Below are 15,993 nucleotides of genomic sequence, written 5' to 3' on the forward strand. Positions count from 1 at the left end.
GCTCACTTCTCCAGCGCTATGGATACGGGCGTGAAAAGAGGTAACTGGCCCTTGGAGGGCATGGCGAAGGCGCCACTGGCCTTTACTTTCATGCTGACCAGATTTTCGCGTGGCAGCTTCGACAGGATTTCATCGTTGACGCGGGTATTGAACGATTTGCCGAACTGCGCCCATTCAATCTGATTGCGGAATTCGTTGAAGTTCACAAAGCTCAAGCTGTCGCGAATGGCCGTTCCGCGAATGGTCGGTCCGATCTGGACACGCGCATCCGCCTTGCCGTCACCATTGCTGTCCACATCGACATAGGCGGCCCGTGATTTGGTCTCGGCTCCAACGACCGTGCCTTCCAGCTTGGTTGCAAAGGTCCATGGCGCGTTGCCCTGTTTTTCACGGTGGCCGAATTTGCTTCCCGCCGCGTCGGCATCGGTATTGGCCGCCGTCATGACTTCATCAAGCGTCACGGTTTTTTCCGCGAAGAACGGTTTGACCTTGGAGTCCCAGATGTCGGCAACCGAGCGGTCCGGGTTGAAATTGTCACCGCGGGCGGCTGCGGCTTCCTCAGCTGTTGGCGTCTTGATGATCTTGCAGCCCGAAAGCGCAACACCACAGGCCAGCACAACAATGGACGCTGACTTCAGCACTGACATGAAGATATCCTCGGTATAGGGAATATGCCGGGAGCGTTGGGCTCCCGGCTCTCAACGCGCCGGGCTCAATCCTTCAAAGCAAAGGTTTCAAGCTTTTCCGCATTTTCGCCATTGATCAGAACGCAATCCATCAACTGCTTTTCTTCAGCGGGCTTCTTGCCCGACTTGATGAACTCATCGGCCTGAACGACAGCAGTTTGCGCCTGCGCGTAAGCTGGCTGAAGGACGGTGGCCTTGATACCGCCAGCCTTGATGGAGTCGCGCACGTCGTTGGAGCCGTCGAAGCCGACGACGATCACATCCTTGCGGCCCGCCGCCTCAAGGGCTGCCCATGCGCCCATAGCCATCGTATCGTTGCCCGAAATCACGCCCTTGATGTCCGGATTGGCCTGCAGAATGCTCTGCATCTTGGTGAAGGCTTCCGGCTGGCTCCAATTGGCCGACTGCTGCGCGACCATCTTCATATCCGGATAGTCGTCGATAACGTCGTGATAGCCCTTGGAGCGTATGCCGGCATTGAGATCGGCTTCGCGGCCAAGCAATTCAACGTAATTGCCTTTTTCACCCATCAAATTGACAAATTCTTCGGCACCGAGCTGAGCGCCCTGATAATTGTTGGAAACGATCTGCGATACGGCAATGCCGGTCGCATTGATTTCCCGGTCGATCAGGAAGGATGGAATGCCTGCATCCTTTGCCTTCTGCACAGCGGCAATGGACGCTTCGGAACCGGCATTGTCCAGAATAATCGCCTTGGCGCCGCGACCGATCGCAGTGTCCACGAGCTGCGACTGCTTGTTGGCGTCGTCATCGTGAACGAGGATCAGCGTTTCATAGCCAAGTTCCTTGGCTTTCGCTTCTGCACCTACGGCCTCAGCCTTGAAAAACGGATTGTCATGCGATGGGGTGATTATTGCGATAAGATCTGCCGCCCAAGCTGGCATGACAGTACCCGCCGACAGCGCGCCGGCAACGATGGCCAGCGCGATACCGCGCGTCAGTTTCCTGCGTGTGAATTCCATAATTTCCTCCCAGTTTGTTCAGCCCTGTTCCCGGCAGGGCAGTGGAGGAGGGCGCTTGACCCTCCCGTTCATTATCAGGTGATGCGGCGAATGCTTTCGGCGATCTCCTGCGGTTCAAAGACGTTTTTCCAATCGTCGCGCATCAGCGCGGGGATGCCGAATTCGATTGCTTTGTTGCAGGCATCCGAGAACACGCCATCGATCTCCTTGAAGATTACCGCGCCCAGAACATTCATATGGCCCAGCAGGAAATCGCGAGCCGCTTCTTCCGGTACGCCGCGTCGCACGCATTCATCCATTGCCTGGCGCATGACGACGAGAAGCGAGGCGCAGACGGTTTCCGAAAGGCCGGGCTCCAGCATCGCCATCTGTTCGACCGTGACGCGATGCGAGCGCATGACGGGAGCCCAGATCACCTTTGCGATTTCTTCGCCCAGCGCGTAGTCCGTCTCTGGTCCCTGCATGAGTGCCGAAACGATATGCTGCTTGGCAAAAAGACCACCGAAATGATCCTTCTTTGCCTGCATGTCCGTCTCGTCGTTAAAGATGGGCGGATGGCAAGGGTGGGTGACGAAATAGGTCAGATCGGCGCGCTCGGGCAGATGGCCTGCGAAGGGGGCGGCTGCGTCAAGCGCGATCACCATTGTGCCGGGCTTCAGTTTGTCGATAATGCCTGCGGCTACTTTCCCGATGAGAGTGTCCGGCACGGCCAGAATGACAACTTCGGCATCTGCAAGGCCCTGATCGGCATCGACCGTATCGATGCCCAGATCGTTCTTCAGACGCGCCTTGCCTGCATCGCTGACTTCAATATGGCGGACGTCGAAGCGCGAGCCCTTCAAGTTCTTGGCCAGACGGTAACCCATCTTGCCGCCTGCGCCGAACAAAGCGATTGCTGTCATGGTTGAATTTTCCTCCGGTATCTTTGGTAGCTTAACTGGTATAACCAGTCAATGAGCATTCCAGATTTCAGGTGCGTAAACCGTCGCGTATTTGGCTGAAATAATTGTCAGCGCCGACCTGCCCGCCTTTCAGTGCGATTTGCAGGCCATTGGTTGCAGCGTCGTCGCCATGCGCGGTGCAAAGCGGCGAACCGGGTGTTTGCGGAAGCGGCAGCAGCGTGGTCAGTGCATCGATATGCAGCTCGCGCAGGGCGTGGCTGGACGTATCGCCACCCGCTATCACGGCGCGCGAGAGACGTTCGCGCTCAACCAGGCTGCGCAGGATCGATCCCAGAATGCGCGCCAGTCGATGGCGGCTCCCGGCGATACGGTCGATTTCGCGGCCGCGATCGGCAGAGGGACCAAGTGCTGTATTGAGAATGACGCTTCTGCCCACCTGCAAGGTTTTTTGCGCATATGCGATGGCGGTTTCCATCGCCTGCTCAGCATTTTCACCGAGGAGTTCGAGCGGATTGAGATTGATGCCGACAAAGCCGGCTGCGGTTGCGTTGCGAATCTGTCTTTCGGTTGTCGGCGAAACGCTGCCCGACACCACGGCGATACGATCCACTTTGCCCGGCAGCGGAAAATCTTTCCTCGCGCCGATCAGGCCCGCCTCTCGCCATACGGCAAGCAGTGCATATTCGATGCCGGAGGAACCGGCCACAATCCAGCCTTGTGGTGCACGTAAACGCCACAGTTGTTCACCTGCGCGCAACTGGCTTTCGGTGCTATCCACATCGAACAGCACCATGCCAGTCGCCTGCCGCGCGATCCTTTGAACATGCGCGTCGGCTTCGGGTGAGGTGAGCGCGACACTATCAATCAATTCGGTTTTCAATGTCGTTTGTTGGGCTAGATGCAGACGCAGATCTGCTTCATGCATCGGCGTCACAGGATGACGGCTCATCACCGGATGCCGGTCGATACGGTAGGTCTCGCCTTGATAGGCAGCAAAGAGATTGCCGAACGATGTGTAACGCTTGAGTTGCGGCGCACCGACGATCAGCGGAACATAAGCCTGTTGGAAGACCGATTTGCCGATCTCGATCGCCTTGCCGATATTGCCGACATGCGGCGCGGAATCGAAAGTGGAACAGACCTTGTAGTGGCAAATCGCGGCATTGAGGCTACGCAGCCAGGCGAAGGCGGGGGTCAGATGCGCATCCATCCAATCCGGCGTTTCGCTGCGACTGGTGCCCGCGAGACCAATGGCGCGGCAATGTCCAAAGCGCGATAGAAGCGCGTCATCCGGCTTGTTCATGAACAAGACAGTTTCGATACCATTCGAACTGAGCGCTTCCATCACATCCGTGGAACCGGTCAGATCATCCCCGTAATAGGAAAGCAGCGGCGCGTCGAGGCCAGTCATCCTTCGCCTCCATTGCCAAATTTCGCCAGAGAGGTAGCAAGTTCGGGGTGGTCCTTTGCGTAAACCTCAAGCGGGATGTCAGCAACAGCGGCTTCCCATGCCTGTTGCACGGCGCGAACGCCTGCTGCCGGTCCGCCAGGATGGCTGACAATGCCACCGCCGCACAAATAGAGGAGGTCCGTGGTGCGGCCTGTGCGGGCATAGGTTTCCGGTGCCTGTCCGCCCCATTGACCGGAGCCTGCAACCGGCAGCGGGCAATCGGTGAGATCGAAGAGCGGTGTACTGATCGCCTTGAACGACGAGACGAAGCTTTCGTCCGGCTCCCAATATTTCACGCGGATGCCATTGATCTGAAACTGATCGACGCCGAGCAGGCGCCAGAACTGCTGATAGACGCTGAAATCCATCCCGGCACCCGGATTGCGGGTCAAGATGTCCCAGCCGTTGCGATGCGCATGCAGGACAAGACCCGAGCGCTTGCGCAGGAAACTCATCCCGCCGAAGCCGATAGAGTTGATATTGACCACCGCGCAGTTGCCGCCCGCTTTGAGAACCAAGTCATGATTGCGCATCATCTCGTCGGGATCGGCATGTGAAATACCGAAGGCATACATGACCTTCTTGCCGGTTTTCTGTTCGTGATCGAGAATACGCGGCATGATTGCCGTAACGCGTTCTTTCAGCGGCGAATAAGCGGGACTCATCAGCTTCTCGTCGTCCTTGATGAAGTCCACGCCGGATGTAATTAACTCGCCCACCAATTCAGCCGTTTCATGGGGACGCAGACCGAGCGCGGGCTTGACGATGGTGCCAATGATCGGACGCTTTTCAACACCGGTGAGCTTGCGGCTTCCCTCAATACCAAATTGCGGGCCGGGATGGGCGTCACGGAATGCCTGTGGCAACTTCATACCGACGACGCGAATGCCGGTCATGCCCTTGATCGAATAGCCCCCGCCAATGGCGATGGTCATGAGAGCGGCGAGGTCGGTCCCGACCGCATCAAGCGGAAAAGCAATGTCAACATCGGCGCGCCTGATTGGGCCGTGACCTAATTCCAGCTCTGGCCACGCTGGAACGCGGGCTTCCTCGAGAGGGCGGATATCCAGCACTCTCGCGGCGACGCGAGCCTTCAATTCATCCGTTTCACGGGGAACGGCAACAAAAGTGCCGGTGGATTGATCGCTGGCGATCTTGGCCGCCATCTTCTCAATGTTGCCGGTGCTTTCTATGCGGTAGGTCAAACGGATGTTCATCGGAATTGCTGTCACTCGCTGTTTTACTCGCGCCAGCGAAAGCGCATGGCGTTTGAATGCAAACTGGTATAATGAGTATTCCAATATCTGCAAGAGGAAAATTGTTAGCCTATCCATGAAGGCGCAGGTAACGACTTTCATCTGCGCATTCGAAGATGCATAAGGGAACAAAGCTCATGATTAGTGAGATGCCATGACCCAGCCCATCGAACCCATTGTTCGCCGTAAATTGTCAGACGAAGTTTTTGACCGGCTCGAAACCATGATTACGTCCGGCGAATTGCTGCCGGGCGATGAGATGCCATCCGAACGCGTCCTGATGGAACGGTTTGGCGTGGGCCGTCCGGCGATCCGCGAAGCGATGCAGTCGCTTGCGAAAATGGGGCTGGTCAGCATCTCGCATGGCGAACGCGCAAAGGTTCTCAAGCTCACTGCAAGGTCGATATTTCAACAGGTGGACCCGACTGCGAAAATCATGCTCGCGCAGTCTATGGATACGCTTGAGCATCTCAAGAGCGCGCGTATCTTTTTTGAGCGCGGCATTGCCCGCGAGGCGGCGCAGAAGGTTACTGCGCGCGATATTTCCGAATTGCGCGACATCATCGAACGGCAACGGCAGTCATTGGGTGACGCGGATGCGTTCATCGCCGCGGACATGGAGTTTCATATTCGCATTGCAAAAATTCTGGATAATCCGATCTTCGTAGCGGTAAGCGAAGCCATGTTGGCTTGGTTGAAGGAATACCACACGCATATGCTGATCTGGACCGGCAAGGAAAAATACACGCTTGCCGAGCACACTGAAATTCTCGACCGTTTGGCCGAAAATGACGCTGAAGGCGCAGAGGCTGCAATGCTGGCGCATTTGAAGCGTTCACGCGACTTATATGTGAAATGATCGGTTGTTTTGAAAAATAGTCGTAAGTTCAGGTTGAGCGCCAGTTTTACGGTTTGATCACAAAAGCGTGACGCACTTCTCTTTCTGTTCGAACCCTAACGCAACAGGCGATCTCCAAAATAGAGCGTCGAGTCCGCAGCCGGTTCGCAAAAGGATGCAGAACTGGCGCTGGCCAGGTAAGAGAGACCAACATAGATCACAGTAAGAAGTCAGTCGTTTACTCGACCCGACGTCAATTGCTCGCAGCGACGAACAGGAGGCGGTGGTCTCGTTTGCACTTCAGCGATAGCGGAAGAGTTTATCATCTGGAACGGGCCTGCCCGTTAGGGCGGCTGGGATGTTTTGTGACGCGATCATTGCAAAGGTTATCCCGTTACCACCGAAACCCATGGCCGCGAATATGCGTTCATATCCGGGTACACGGTCAATAATCGGCAAGCCGTCTTTGGTGATTCCAAAAGGCGACGACCAGATATAGTCCGGCTTATCAATCTGGATTCCGGTGAGTTTTTGCAGCTTCTGCGCGATGATGATCGCTTTGTCTGTCAGTTTCTTCGGATCGCGATTGCTGTCTTGCGCTTGCTCATCCTCGCCGCCAGCGATGATACGTCCAAAATCGTCGGTCCTGAGATATAGATAGGGATCAGACGCTTCCCAGACGAGCACGTCTCGCATCCAATTGGGGACATGAGACAGGGGTTTCGCGGCTATCGCCCAGGTTGACGTGATGCTGTGCCATTTCGTTTCCATTTGGGGAAGATACTCGTAACCGGTGCAAAACACCGCATGTTCCGCGACCAGAACTTCGCCTTTTCTGGTCGCCAAGGCAACGCCTGACGGCAGTTCGGCCATATCGGTAATCTCGACGGGTGAAACAATATGGGCATTGCGCGCCAACGCCTTGCGCAGGAGGCCTGCGGTGAGTTGCGCCGGATTGGCAGATGCGGAAATGTCTGACAAAATCGCGGCAGGCCGATCCAGTCCAAAGCGCTCGGCGAGAGCCGCGTGATCGAGATAATCGGAGTTGATGCCAATCCTGTTGCGGGCAGCCGCCTCTTTGGCCAGCGCTTGGGCTCCCATCTCGTTACCCGCCAGATAAAGAGCAGACTTCGGATGCATCTGACATTCAAGTTCGAGGCGGTTCGCCAAATCGATCAAGTCCCGAACGGCCTGCGCTGACCGCCGCCAAGCCGCATTGGCGAGCTCATCGCCGATTTTCTTGCGGAGAGACGTTAAAGCTATGTCGATTTCGTGCTGGATCATTGCCGTAGATGCGGAGGTCGATCCTCTTACAGGCGGTCTGCGGTCCACGATCAACACGCTTTTTCCACCACGCGTCAGTGCTTCCGCCATCAAGGCTCCAGAGATGCCTGCGCCGACCACAATAATGTCGAAAGATTTATTGGGAAGGTGCCGGTTCGCCTGCACTGTGGAATTCGGCGTTTTGATCCAGAAGGGAATACCGGTTCGAAGGTCGTCTTTACGGGTCGCTGCATCATGATTTGCCATGAAAATCTTCTTCAAAGATACGTGAAAACGGGAATTATGAGCGGTTTTGGCGGTCGTTATTCTGATCGCGGACGGGGAAAACTGGAACATCTGCCATGATAGATGGTTTTGAGAGCAAAAAGTTCCCTGAAATCATTGAGGTGCCCCTATGACGAAGTCCAATAAATGGTCGGCCGAAGTGACCGAGCATAGCGATGCGCTGACACTTGAGCCGCATATTTTCGAGAATGAAGATCCGAAGAAGATAGCGCTTTCTCTAAAACGTTCGGCTGATCAAAGCCAAAAACGCAAAACCACACCATTCCAATCGGCAATGTCGATGTTGACGTTTTATATCAATCGCGCTGGTAAAAACTTGCCCAAGGAGCGCAAAAGAGTATTGGAACTGGCGAAAAGCGAATTGCGTAGCGCTTATGGAAAGCCCGAGAAACATTAGGCACGAAGCGGAACAATCACCCGTGCGACAGGTTCGACCTTTCTGGAAAAGAGGAAGGAATATCAGATGAACACGCTGCAACCCAATACCACGCACGCATTTCTGTGCAGTGATCATGTCCTGGAATTGCAATCCGGCGATCCCACAGAAATACCGCCGCCCGAGCCTGAGAAAGTTCCCCAACAGCCGCATGAAACCGTTCCCCACCCTGATGGCGAACCAATCGGTCCAGATGAACCGGAGCAGATACCGCCGCTCCCGGAACGCGGATTACCTTCGCCGAAACCGGATAGTCCAGGCCAGCCTATGATGACTAATGGTTACCCGGATAGGAGTGGTTCTTCAATAAATGGGCAAGATGGACACAATTTGCAGCGACCATTTTCGTCGTTGAAACAACGGTTTGAGGAATTGTATCGAGATCGACGAAGTTTGTCGATTGCATTGCTTCACCCACCCAATAGGTGACGGCATTCGCCGGCAAGGTAAAACCAACATCGTTCAGTGCCTGATAGAGCTCTGCGGATACGTGATGGGCTCCATCCTCGTTACCAACCACAACCACAGCTGCAACGCAGTCATAGGGCGGCATCCGGTTCTTGTCATCTGTTTCGGAGAGAAAGGCATCCATGCGTTCCAAAACCCGCTTGCAGATGCTGGAGGGCTGTCCGAGCCATATCGGCGTGCCAAGAATAAAAATATCCGCTCCCAAAATCTTTTGCCGTACAATTGGCCACTCATCATCATCGCTTTCGCGCGAAGTTACCCCCGGTTCAATATTAAACGCACTCAATCGCAGATGCTCGGTTTCGACGCCATAGGGAATAAGATGGGAATCCAGATAACGTAGGAGTTCGTCTGTTGAGGACGGCGTACGTTCCGCCTTTCCTTTCAAAGTCGCGTTCAGTGCCACAGCCTTTAGGGGCACGGGGATTGGAGATGTCGTTGTCATACCGTATCTCCTTTTTTCTTGGGCGTTTTGGATGTCGGCTCGCTTAAAGCATCGGAGAGGCTTCTCCGGTCCGGGTCCGACAGGCTGTGTCCAGCTGCGTCACGTTGCTTGTCGGGATTATCTTCTGCCGGTTCATAACCACGGGGTCGGGTTTCGGGTGGCCCTTCCCATTTGGGCTTCTGATCGGTCGTTCCAGGTTTTGGTGCATGGTTTCCCATTGTTTTAGCCTCCATTGAATAGGGAAACCTAACTTCTCAAAACCGTATATGTTTCGAACCAAACCGTTTTCTGTCGAAAGGCTTCCGAGGGCGCAACTTATTTCGGGCGCTGTTGTTTTGCTCTTAAGGTTGCATTTCGAAGCAATTCCTCAACATTCACATTGACGGGCTCATTTCCGTTCTCGTCTTCAATTGCTGACCGGATGGCTTCGACTTCGCTTTCGGTCAGGTGTTCAATGCCGATAAGCTGCGAACGTGCGCCTTTCACACAACGAATGACTTCGTCCAGTTTCGCTTCCACTGCCGTGGAATCGCGATTTTGGGAATTCTGGATTAGAAAGACCATCAGGAAAGTGATGATCGTCGTGGCTGTGTTGATGACAAGTTGCCAGGTGTCGGAAAAGCCGAATATTGGACCCGAACAGGCCCATAAGACGATAAATCCCAAAGCACAGGCGAAGGCATAAGATGTCCCCGCCAGTTCAGCGATAGTCTGGGAGAGACGAGTGAAGAACTTTTCCATGACAATTCCTCCTCCATTGTAGTGAAAACTGACACAGCGCTCCACTGAAACTTATTTGACTGTAATCGGTTCCCTCAGGGCGAGTTTCGCAAAGTAAAGTTGGTTTCTGACGTGGCGACAGCAACTATCCGGGAAACGCCGGAACATTTGGTTTGCGAGAACGTTGGACCAGCGAGGCAAATGGCGATGGTTACACCAGATAAGACCAATGACAGCACCCGTTGTGGAGCGCCGACGAACGGTAACTCGCATACTAAGGTCATCCATGAACGGAACCGTGGATTGCAGGAAGGTCGCATCTATTTGATTTGGTGGATGATCCTTCTGGCAATCATCTGCATTGGCTACGCCACAACGATTTGGATCTAGCGAGATGAACGGTCTGACAGACCATTATACGGCTTATCGAAAGGATCAATCACCACGGGTTCTACGGTATTTCCCGCGAATAATGCTGCTGGTTCTTGCGGTATTGTTAGTGTTGTTGCTGGCTTGGGCCTTGCTGGGTGGCGGAGAATTTTCCAATGGCCGGTCGGAAATACAGAACTTGCCCGAGGTCGGCTCTACGGAAGAGGGGGGGCGAGCTGCCCAGGTCTCACTAAAAGCCAAGTGAACGAGGAAACCATCATGATTGAGCAAGAGCAAAAACCGGTGCCTTTGACCGAAGATGAGGACATCAAATTTTTGGCCGAGAACTCGGATCTTTCGCCGCTACAGGCGCGAGAGTTGATTGAACGTTTGGGCCACCGTGACCGGCAGAAGCTTCTCGCTGAGGCCAAAAAATTCAAGGCCGAAAGTTAAACTGGCGGGCAATTGCCCGGAACAAGTTGGCGGTGTCGCGAGTTGATCCGGTCAGGCAAGGCACAAGAATGAGGAAGCTATGGCTCTCCGCGCAAACTGGAAAGGCCAATTGAAACTCGATCAGCTTCTAATGCCGGTCGGTCTTTATACGGCAGTATCGACCTCCGAGCGGGTTTCGTTTCACCTTGTCAATCGCAAGACAGGCAATCGTCTCAATCGTGAATATGTCGATAGCGATACGGGCAAGTCCGTTCCACGAGAAGAGCAGGTTAAGGGATATGAGGTTTCGTCCGGCCGTTATGTCAGTTTCGACGATGATGAAATTCAATCAGCGATCCCGGAAAGCAACAAAACGCTGAACATCACTCATTTTGTCAAATGCGGTGAGATTGACGATGTTTACCTCGACCGGCCCTATTATTTAGCACCCGTCGATGATGACGAGGTTTTCTCGCTTTTCCGCGATGGATTGAAAGCTGAAAACGTCGCGGCAGTCGCAGAGGCGGTGCTTTTCCGCCGCGCGCGCAAAATCCTTATTCATGCCGATGGCGACGGAATGATCGCAACGACGCTCAGTTTTGATTACGAAGTCCGTTCGGCGGATGAAGCGTTTGCAAATCTGGAAGCATTCAAGTTTGATCGGGAAATGCTCGATCTCGCCAAGCATATTATCGATACCAAAATGGGCCGCTTCGATCCGTCGAGCTTCGATGATCGTTACGACGCAGCGCTTGCCGAGCTGATAAAAGCGAAGATCGAAGGCAAGCCGCTCAAAAAGCCTGCCGCTCCGAAAACTGCTGACGTGATCGATCTGAAGGAAGCCTTGCGTAAGAGCGCAGCCATGAGCGCGCCGAAGAAAAAACCGGCGAAAACCGCGACAAGCAAAGCGAAGCCCAGAAAGGCTGGTTAATGGGACAGCCGCTCGAAACCTATCAGAAGAAACGCGACTTCAGCCTGACCAAAGAGCCGCGCGGCAAAGCCGGGCGAAGCACAGGCGACCTGTTCGTGGTGCAGAAACACGATGCGCGCCGTTTGCACTATGATTTCAGGCTTGAGATGGATGGCGTTTTGAAAAGCTGGGCCGTCACGCGGGGACCAAGTCTGGTGCCCGGCGAGAAGCGTCTTGCTGTTCATGTCGAAGACCATCCCCTTGAATATGCCGGCTTTGAAGGCACGATCCCGAAAGGGGAATATGGCGGTGGCACCGTTATTGTATGGGATAGTGGGAAATGGAAGCCAATCGGCGACCCACACAAACAATATAAAAAGGGGCATATGGAATTCGAACTGGAAGGCGAGAAGCTCAAGGGGCGCTGGCATCTTGTTCGCATGCATGGAAAGCCGGGCGAGAAGCGCGAGAACTGGCTGCTCATAAAGGGGGAGGATGAGTTTGCGCGGGAGGCGAGCGATCCCAATATTCTGGAGGAAGAACCGCAATCGGTAAAGACCGGGCGAGTCATTGCCGATGTAGAAGATGAAGCGCCGGGCTGGTCATCCAAAACCGGGCGGATCAAAAAGCGCGACGTCGAGCAAGCCAAAGCGAAGCCTTTGCCGAAACGTGCAAAGATAGCCGCGATGCCGCAGTTTATCGAACCACAACTGGCGACGTTGGTGTCCGCTGCTCCAGAAGGAAGCCGGTGGATTCACGAAATCAAGTTCGATGGCTATCGCATCCAGACGCATGTGTCTGATGGTGACGTGGTGCTTTATTCGCGCAGTGGGCTGGATTGGACCGAAAAATTCGGCCAAGCGATCACAGAAGATATTCTGGCTATGGGTGTAGACAATGCCATTCTGGATGGTGAGATTGTCGTCGAAAGCGAGGCGGGCCTATCGGATTTTTCGGCTTTGCAAGGCGACTTGAGCGAGGGGCGTTCGGATCGGTTCGCCTATTATCTCTTTGATCTTCTTTATCTCAATGGCCGCGATTTGCGTCAGGTGCCGTTGGTCGAACGCAAGGCTCTGCTGGCAGAGCTCATCGCCCCTTCTATGACCACACTGCGCTATAGCGAAGCCTTTGATGCAGATGGCGAGGCCGTGTTGAAAAACGCGTGCGGTTTGGGACTGGAAGGCATCGTCTCGAAACTGAGCGACGGCTCCTATACTTCCGGTCGCAGCAAAGATTGGCGCAAATCGAAATGCATTGGACGACAGGAGTTTGTTATCGCTGGATTTGTGCCCTCCAGTGCAACGCGGCATACAATCGGCTCGCTTCTATTGGGTGTTCAGGAAAGGAAAGGTCTCGTTCCGGTGGGACGCGTCGGAACTGGGTTTTCAGTGAAACTCGCCAAGGATCTTTACAAAAAGCTCAACGCAATGCGTCAGGAAAAAAGTCCTTTTGCCACACAGCTGACGGCGGGAGAAAGGCGCGGTGCCATATTCGTCAAACCGCAACTCGTCGCAGAGATCGAGTTTCGCGCGTGGACCGCAGACAGAAGATTGCGCCACGCGTCTTTCCGAGGCTTGCGTGACGACAAGGCCGCGACGGAGGTCATCTTGGAGAAAAGCGCCATGCCAGCTCGGCCCGAAAAGGCAGCTCACAAAGAAGCCGATGTCAATCTTACCCATCCCGATCGCGTGTATTGGCCGGAAGAAGGCATCACGAAACAGGGTTTGGCTGATTATTACGCCGAAGTCTGGCCCCGTATCGAGCCGTTTATCGTCAATCGGCCATTGGCGTTGTTGCGCTGTCCCACGGGCATCGATGGCCAGCACTTCTTCCAGAAACACGCGTGGAAGGGGCTAAACGAGCATATTGTCGAGGTTGATGATCCGTCTGAGAAGGAGGAGGATCCGTACATCGCGATCAAGGACTTCGACGGTTTGATCGGTCTGGTACAGTCCGCCACACTGGAAATCCATCCATGGGGATCAGGCCTGAAAAATTGGGAACTGCCAGATATATTGACGATGGATCTCGACCCTGGAGAGGGTGTGGCTTGGGAACGCGTCGTCGAAGGCGCTTTTGAAACCAAGGAGCGGCTTGAGAAACATGGTCTCACCACATTTGTAAAAACATCCGGCGGTAAGGGGTTGCATGTCGTGGCGCCGTTAAAACCGAAAGCCGAATGGGAAACGCTTAAAGCGTTCACCAAGGCGATTGCCGACGAGATGGCGGCGGATAGTCCTGATCGCTACGTATCGACTATTTCCAAAGCCAAACGCAAAGGCAAAATCCTCATTGATTATTTGCGCAACCAACGCGGCATGACAGCGGTTGCGCCTTACTCACCACGCGCTCGTCAGGGCGCAGCGGTTTCCATGCCGCTTGCGTGGGATGAAGTAAGTCCGGCAATCGGTCCGACACATTTTACCATATTGAATACGCCGACCCGGCTTGCGGCCTTAAAGAACGACCCTTGGGAGGATTTCCGCAAAGCGGCGAAACCCTTGCCGAAGCGGTAAGAGAAAGCGACAAAATAAGCAGTTAGCTCTGCTTTTTCTCGTTGGCGAGACTTTTGCGCAAAGCATCCATGATGTTGATGACATTGCTAGTGGTCGGCGGGGGCGTGGTGCTAGATTTGGCCTTTGCCGGTGCTTTTGTTTTCTTCTTCTTGGCGGCGATCATCGATTTCAGATTCTTCTGAACCGGGTCCTTCAATAAATCCGGATTCCAGTCTTCCGTCTTGTCCTTGATCAGTTTACGAACCATGGAGAACAGCTTCTTATCGGGCTTTTCGGCTTTGATATCTGCGAAATATTCCTCAGCCTTTCGTACCTCGTCGCCGAAATGCAAAGTCCATAAAACAATACCTCGTCCGCGAGGCTCGAGAAGAACGGCCCTTTCGCGCCGGTACATGACCAGCCGCGCCAGACCGCAAACGCCCCTCTTGTCCATCGCCTCCCGAATAACTGCGAAGGCTTCCTGCCCGACCTTGTCCGAGGGCGACAGATAATGGGGCTTGTCGTACCAGATCCAGCCGATGCTATCGCGCTCCACGAATTTATCGATATCGATGGTGCGCGTGCTTTCGAGCGCTACCGCTTCAAGCTCATCGTCTTCAAGGAGGATATAGTCTCCTTCTGCCTTCTCGAAACCCTTGATCTCATCCTGATCGCGCACCGGCTTGTGGGTCACTGAATCGACGTAGCGGCTGACGACCCGATTGCCCGTTTTGGCGTTGAGGGTGTGAAAGCGCACTTTCTCGCTGTCGCTTGTCGCTGGCATCAATTCGACGGCACAGGTGACGAGCGATAATTTGAGATAGCCTTTCCAGAATGCGTGCGGCACTGTTCGACCCTCTTCTGAATTGTGAATAACCAGCTGAAGGCTAGAAGGTTCCGGTTTCAAGGGGATCGCGCCGGAACCTGTTACGCATTTCGGTGGTTACTGAGCGAAGGAATCCCGCCACGATATCCCGAGGAAACACTATTGCTCGAAAAATCACCGATCCAGCATCGCCTGATCCATGTCAATGATGCCGAGCCGGGCTTAAAGCGCATCCGTTGCGGCACGGGCTTTCGATATGTCGACTGTCACCGGCGGGCCGTGAGCGCTACGGAAAAGGCGCGGATAGCGGCCCTGGCCATTCCTCCCGCATGGAGCAATGTCTGGATATGTCGCGATCAGCATGGCCACATACAGGCTACAGGCCGCGATGCGCGCGGCAGGAAGCAGTATATCTATCATCCTGACTGGATGGCGCAACGCGGGCAAAGCAAATTTTCAAGCTTGCGGACTTTCGGCCAGAAGCTGAGCGGTCTCCGGCAAAAGATCGACGCGGACATGCGGCGACGCTCTCTCGGTCGGGAAAAGGTGGTCGCAACCGTCATCTGGATGATGGACAGACTGTTGCTGCGCGTTGGCAACCCCAACTATGCGCGTGAAAACAACAGTTTTGGTATCACCACCTTGCGCAATCGCCATGTCAAGAATGATGGAGCTGGTCTGCGTCTGGTCTTCACCGGCAAGTCGGGTAAAAGTTGGAACCTCAAACTTTCTGACAGACGGATTGCACGGATCGTGCGGTCGATCCAGGAATTGCCTGGCCAGCAACTGTTCCAGTATATCGATGACGAGGGAGGCCGACGCGCCGTTTGTTCGCAGGACATCAACGACTATCTGCAAGATGCCATGGGAGATGAATTCACATCAAAGCATTTCAGAACCTGGGCCGCGACTGCTGCGGCGGTTGTAGCACTCCGCTCGAAGGAATTACCTGAAAGCGAAGCGGCCAGAAAGCGCACGCTTAATCACGTGATCGACGGCATCGCGCAGTCGCTTGGTAATACCCGTGCGGTATGTCGCAGCGCCTATATTCACCCCGGTGTTATCGAGCATTGGGAAGCTGGGACGTTGACTGGTGAAGTTGAGGCTGCTGCGGCGAACCGGCTTGTGGCACCTCGGTTGAGCAAGGCCGAACGTCTTACGCTGAAGTGGCTGATGGCGAATGCCTGAATAACGGAACTATTTCTTCC

At 54.5% G+C, this 15,993-nt stretch carries 16 protein-coding genes; 6 read left to right on the forward strand and 10 right to left on the reverse strand.

Going from position 1 to position 15,993, the window contains the following annotated elements:
- Positions 1-2: 2 nt before the first annotated feature.
- From JAU75_RS13475 to oiaX, 5 genes are all read right to left on the reverse strand, one after another.
- Complete coding sequence (locus JAU75_RS13475) at positions 3-647, reverse strand: DUF2291 family protein (protein WP_199057013.1); 645 nt, start codon at positions 645-647, stop codon at positions 3-5.
- A 65-nt stretch (positions 648-712) separates the two neighbouring features.
- Positions 713-1,669, reverse strand: coding sequence for a D-ribose ABC transporter substrate-binding protein (locus tag JAU75_RS13480; RefSeq protein ID WP_199057014.1), 957 nt, complete (start codon positions 1,667-1,669; stop codon positions 713-715).
- Positions 1,670-1,743: 74 nt separating this feature from the next.
- A complete protein-coding gene (locus tag JAU75_RS13485; protein WP_247880480.1) occupies positions 1,744-2,571 on the reverse strand; it encodes a phosphogluconate dehydrogenase C-terminal domain-containing protein in 828 nt (275 codons plus the stop codon).
- A 67-nt stretch (positions 2,572-2,638) separates the two neighbouring features.
- Positions 2,639-3,982, reverse strand: a complete 1,344-nt coding sequence (locus JAU75_RS13490; protein WP_199057015.1) for a four-carbon acid sugar kinase family protein — start codon at positions 3,980-3,982, stop codon at positions 2,639-2,641.
- Positions 3,979-5,238 carry a 3-oxo-isoapionate-4-phosphate decarboxylase OiaX gene (gene oiaX, locus JAU75_RS13495; RefSeq protein ID WP_199057016.1) on the reverse strand — a complete coding sequence of 420 codons (1,260 nt, stop codon included), beginning with the start codon at positions 5,236-5,238 and terminating at the stop codon, positions 3,979-3,981. Before oiaX ends, JAU75_RS13490 begins: the two co-directional genes overlap by 4 nt.
- A 193-nt stretch (positions 5,239-5,431) precedes the next feature.
- Between oiaX and JAU75_RS13500 the strand changes: the two genes are divergently transcribed.
- Complete coding sequence (locus tag JAU75_RS13500) at positions 5,432-6,136, forward strand: transcriptional regulator NanR (protein WP_109365884.1); 705 nt, start codon at positions 5,432-5,434, stop codon at positions 6,134-6,136.
- A gap of 279 nt (positions 6,137-6,415) precedes the next feature.
- Here JAU75_RS13500 and JAU75_RS13505 read toward each other — a convergent pair whose 3' ends face one another.
- Complete coding sequence (locus JAU75_RS13505; protein WP_199057017.1) at positions 6,416-7,645, reverse strand: FAD-binding oxidoreductase; 1,230 nt, start codon at positions 7,643-7,645, stop codon at positions 6,416-6,418.
- A 148-nt stretch (positions 7,646-7,793) separates the two neighbouring features.
- Here JAU75_RS13505 and JAU75_RS13510 point away from each other — a divergent pair, with 148 nt between their 5' ends.
- Positions 7,794-8,081 carry a DUF3175 domain-containing protein gene (locus JAU75_RS13510; RefSeq protein WP_199057018.1) on the forward strand — a complete coding sequence of 96 codons (288 nt, stop codon included), beginning with the start codon at positions 7,794-7,796 and terminating at the stop codon, positions 8,079-8,081.
- A gap of 313 nt (positions 8,082-8,394) precedes the next feature.
- On the opposite strand, the gene JAU75_RS13515 is transcribed toward JAU75_RS13510, so the two are convergent.
- The 3 genes from JAU75_RS13515 to JAU75_RS13520 all read right to left on the reverse strand — a co-directional run bounded on the left by JAU75_RS13515 (position 8,395) and on the right by JAU75_RS13520 (position 9,774).
- Positions 8,395-9,009, reverse strand: coding sequence for an NAD(P)H-dependent oxidoreductase (locus JAU75_RS13515; RefSeq protein WP_199057072.1), 615 nt, complete (start codon positions 9,007-9,009; stop codon positions 8,395-8,397).
- 20 nt (positions 9,010-9,029) lie between these two features.
- Complete coding sequence (locus JAU75_RS24105; protein WP_247880481.1) at positions 9,030-9,251, reverse strand: hypothetical protein; 222 nt, start codon at positions 9,249-9,251, stop codon at positions 9,030-9,032.
- Between the two features lie 97 nt (positions 9,252-9,348).
- Complete coding sequence (locus tag JAU75_RS13520) at positions 9,349-9,774, reverse strand: low affinity iron permease family protein (protein WP_199057019.1); 426 nt, start codon at positions 9,772-9,774, stop codon at positions 9,349-9,351.
- 627 nt (positions 9,775-10,401) lie between these two features.
- On the opposite strand from JAU75_RS13520, the gene JAU75_RS13525 reads away from it, so the two are divergent.
- The 3 genes from JAU75_RS13525 (at position 10,402) to ligD (ending at position 13,980) form a co-directional block, all read left to right on the forward strand.
- Entirely contained in the window at positions 10,402-10,575 is a 174-nt protein-coding gene (locus JAU75_RS13525; protein ID WP_199057020.1) for a hypothetical protein, read from the forward strand.
- Between the two features lie 79 nt (positions 10,576-10,654).
- The gene (locus JAU75_RS13530; protein ID WP_199057021.1) at positions 10,655-11,485 is read left to right on the forward strand and encodes a Ku protein; all 831 of its coding nucleotides are present in this window, start codon (positions 10,655-10,657) and stop codon (positions 11,483-11,485) included.
- A complete protein-coding gene (gene ligD / locus JAU75_RS13535) occupies positions 11,485-13,980 on the forward strand; it encodes a DNA ligase D (RefSeq protein WP_199057022.1) in 2,496 nt (831 codons plus the stop codon). The genes JAU75_RS13530 and ligD overlap by 1 nt, the downstream gene beginning before the upstream one ends.
- A gap of 22 nt (positions 13,981-14,002) precedes the next feature.
- Here the strand turns inward: ligD and JAU75_RS13540 are convergent, their stop codons facing one another.
- Entirely contained in the window at positions 14,003-14,806 is an 804-nt protein-coding gene (locus tag JAU75_RS13540; RefSeq protein WP_199057023.1) for a Ku protein, read from the reverse strand.
- Positions 14,807-14,947: 141 nt separating this feature from the next.
- On the opposite strand from JAU75_RS13540, the gene JAU75_RS13545 reads away from it, so the two are divergent.
- Positions 14,948-15,973 carry a DNA topoisomerase IB gene (locus tag JAU75_RS13545; protein ID WP_199057024.1) on the forward strand — a complete coding sequence of 342 codons (1,026 nt, stop codon included), beginning with the start codon at positions 14,948-14,950 and terminating at the stop codon, positions 15,971-15,973.
- Positions 15,974-15,993: the final 20 nt, after the last annotated feature.

This window comes from Ochrobactrum sp. Q0168 (assembly GCF_016427605.1).
GTDB lineage: Bacteria > Pseudomonadota > Alphaproteobacteria > Rhizobiales > Rhizobiaceae > Brucella.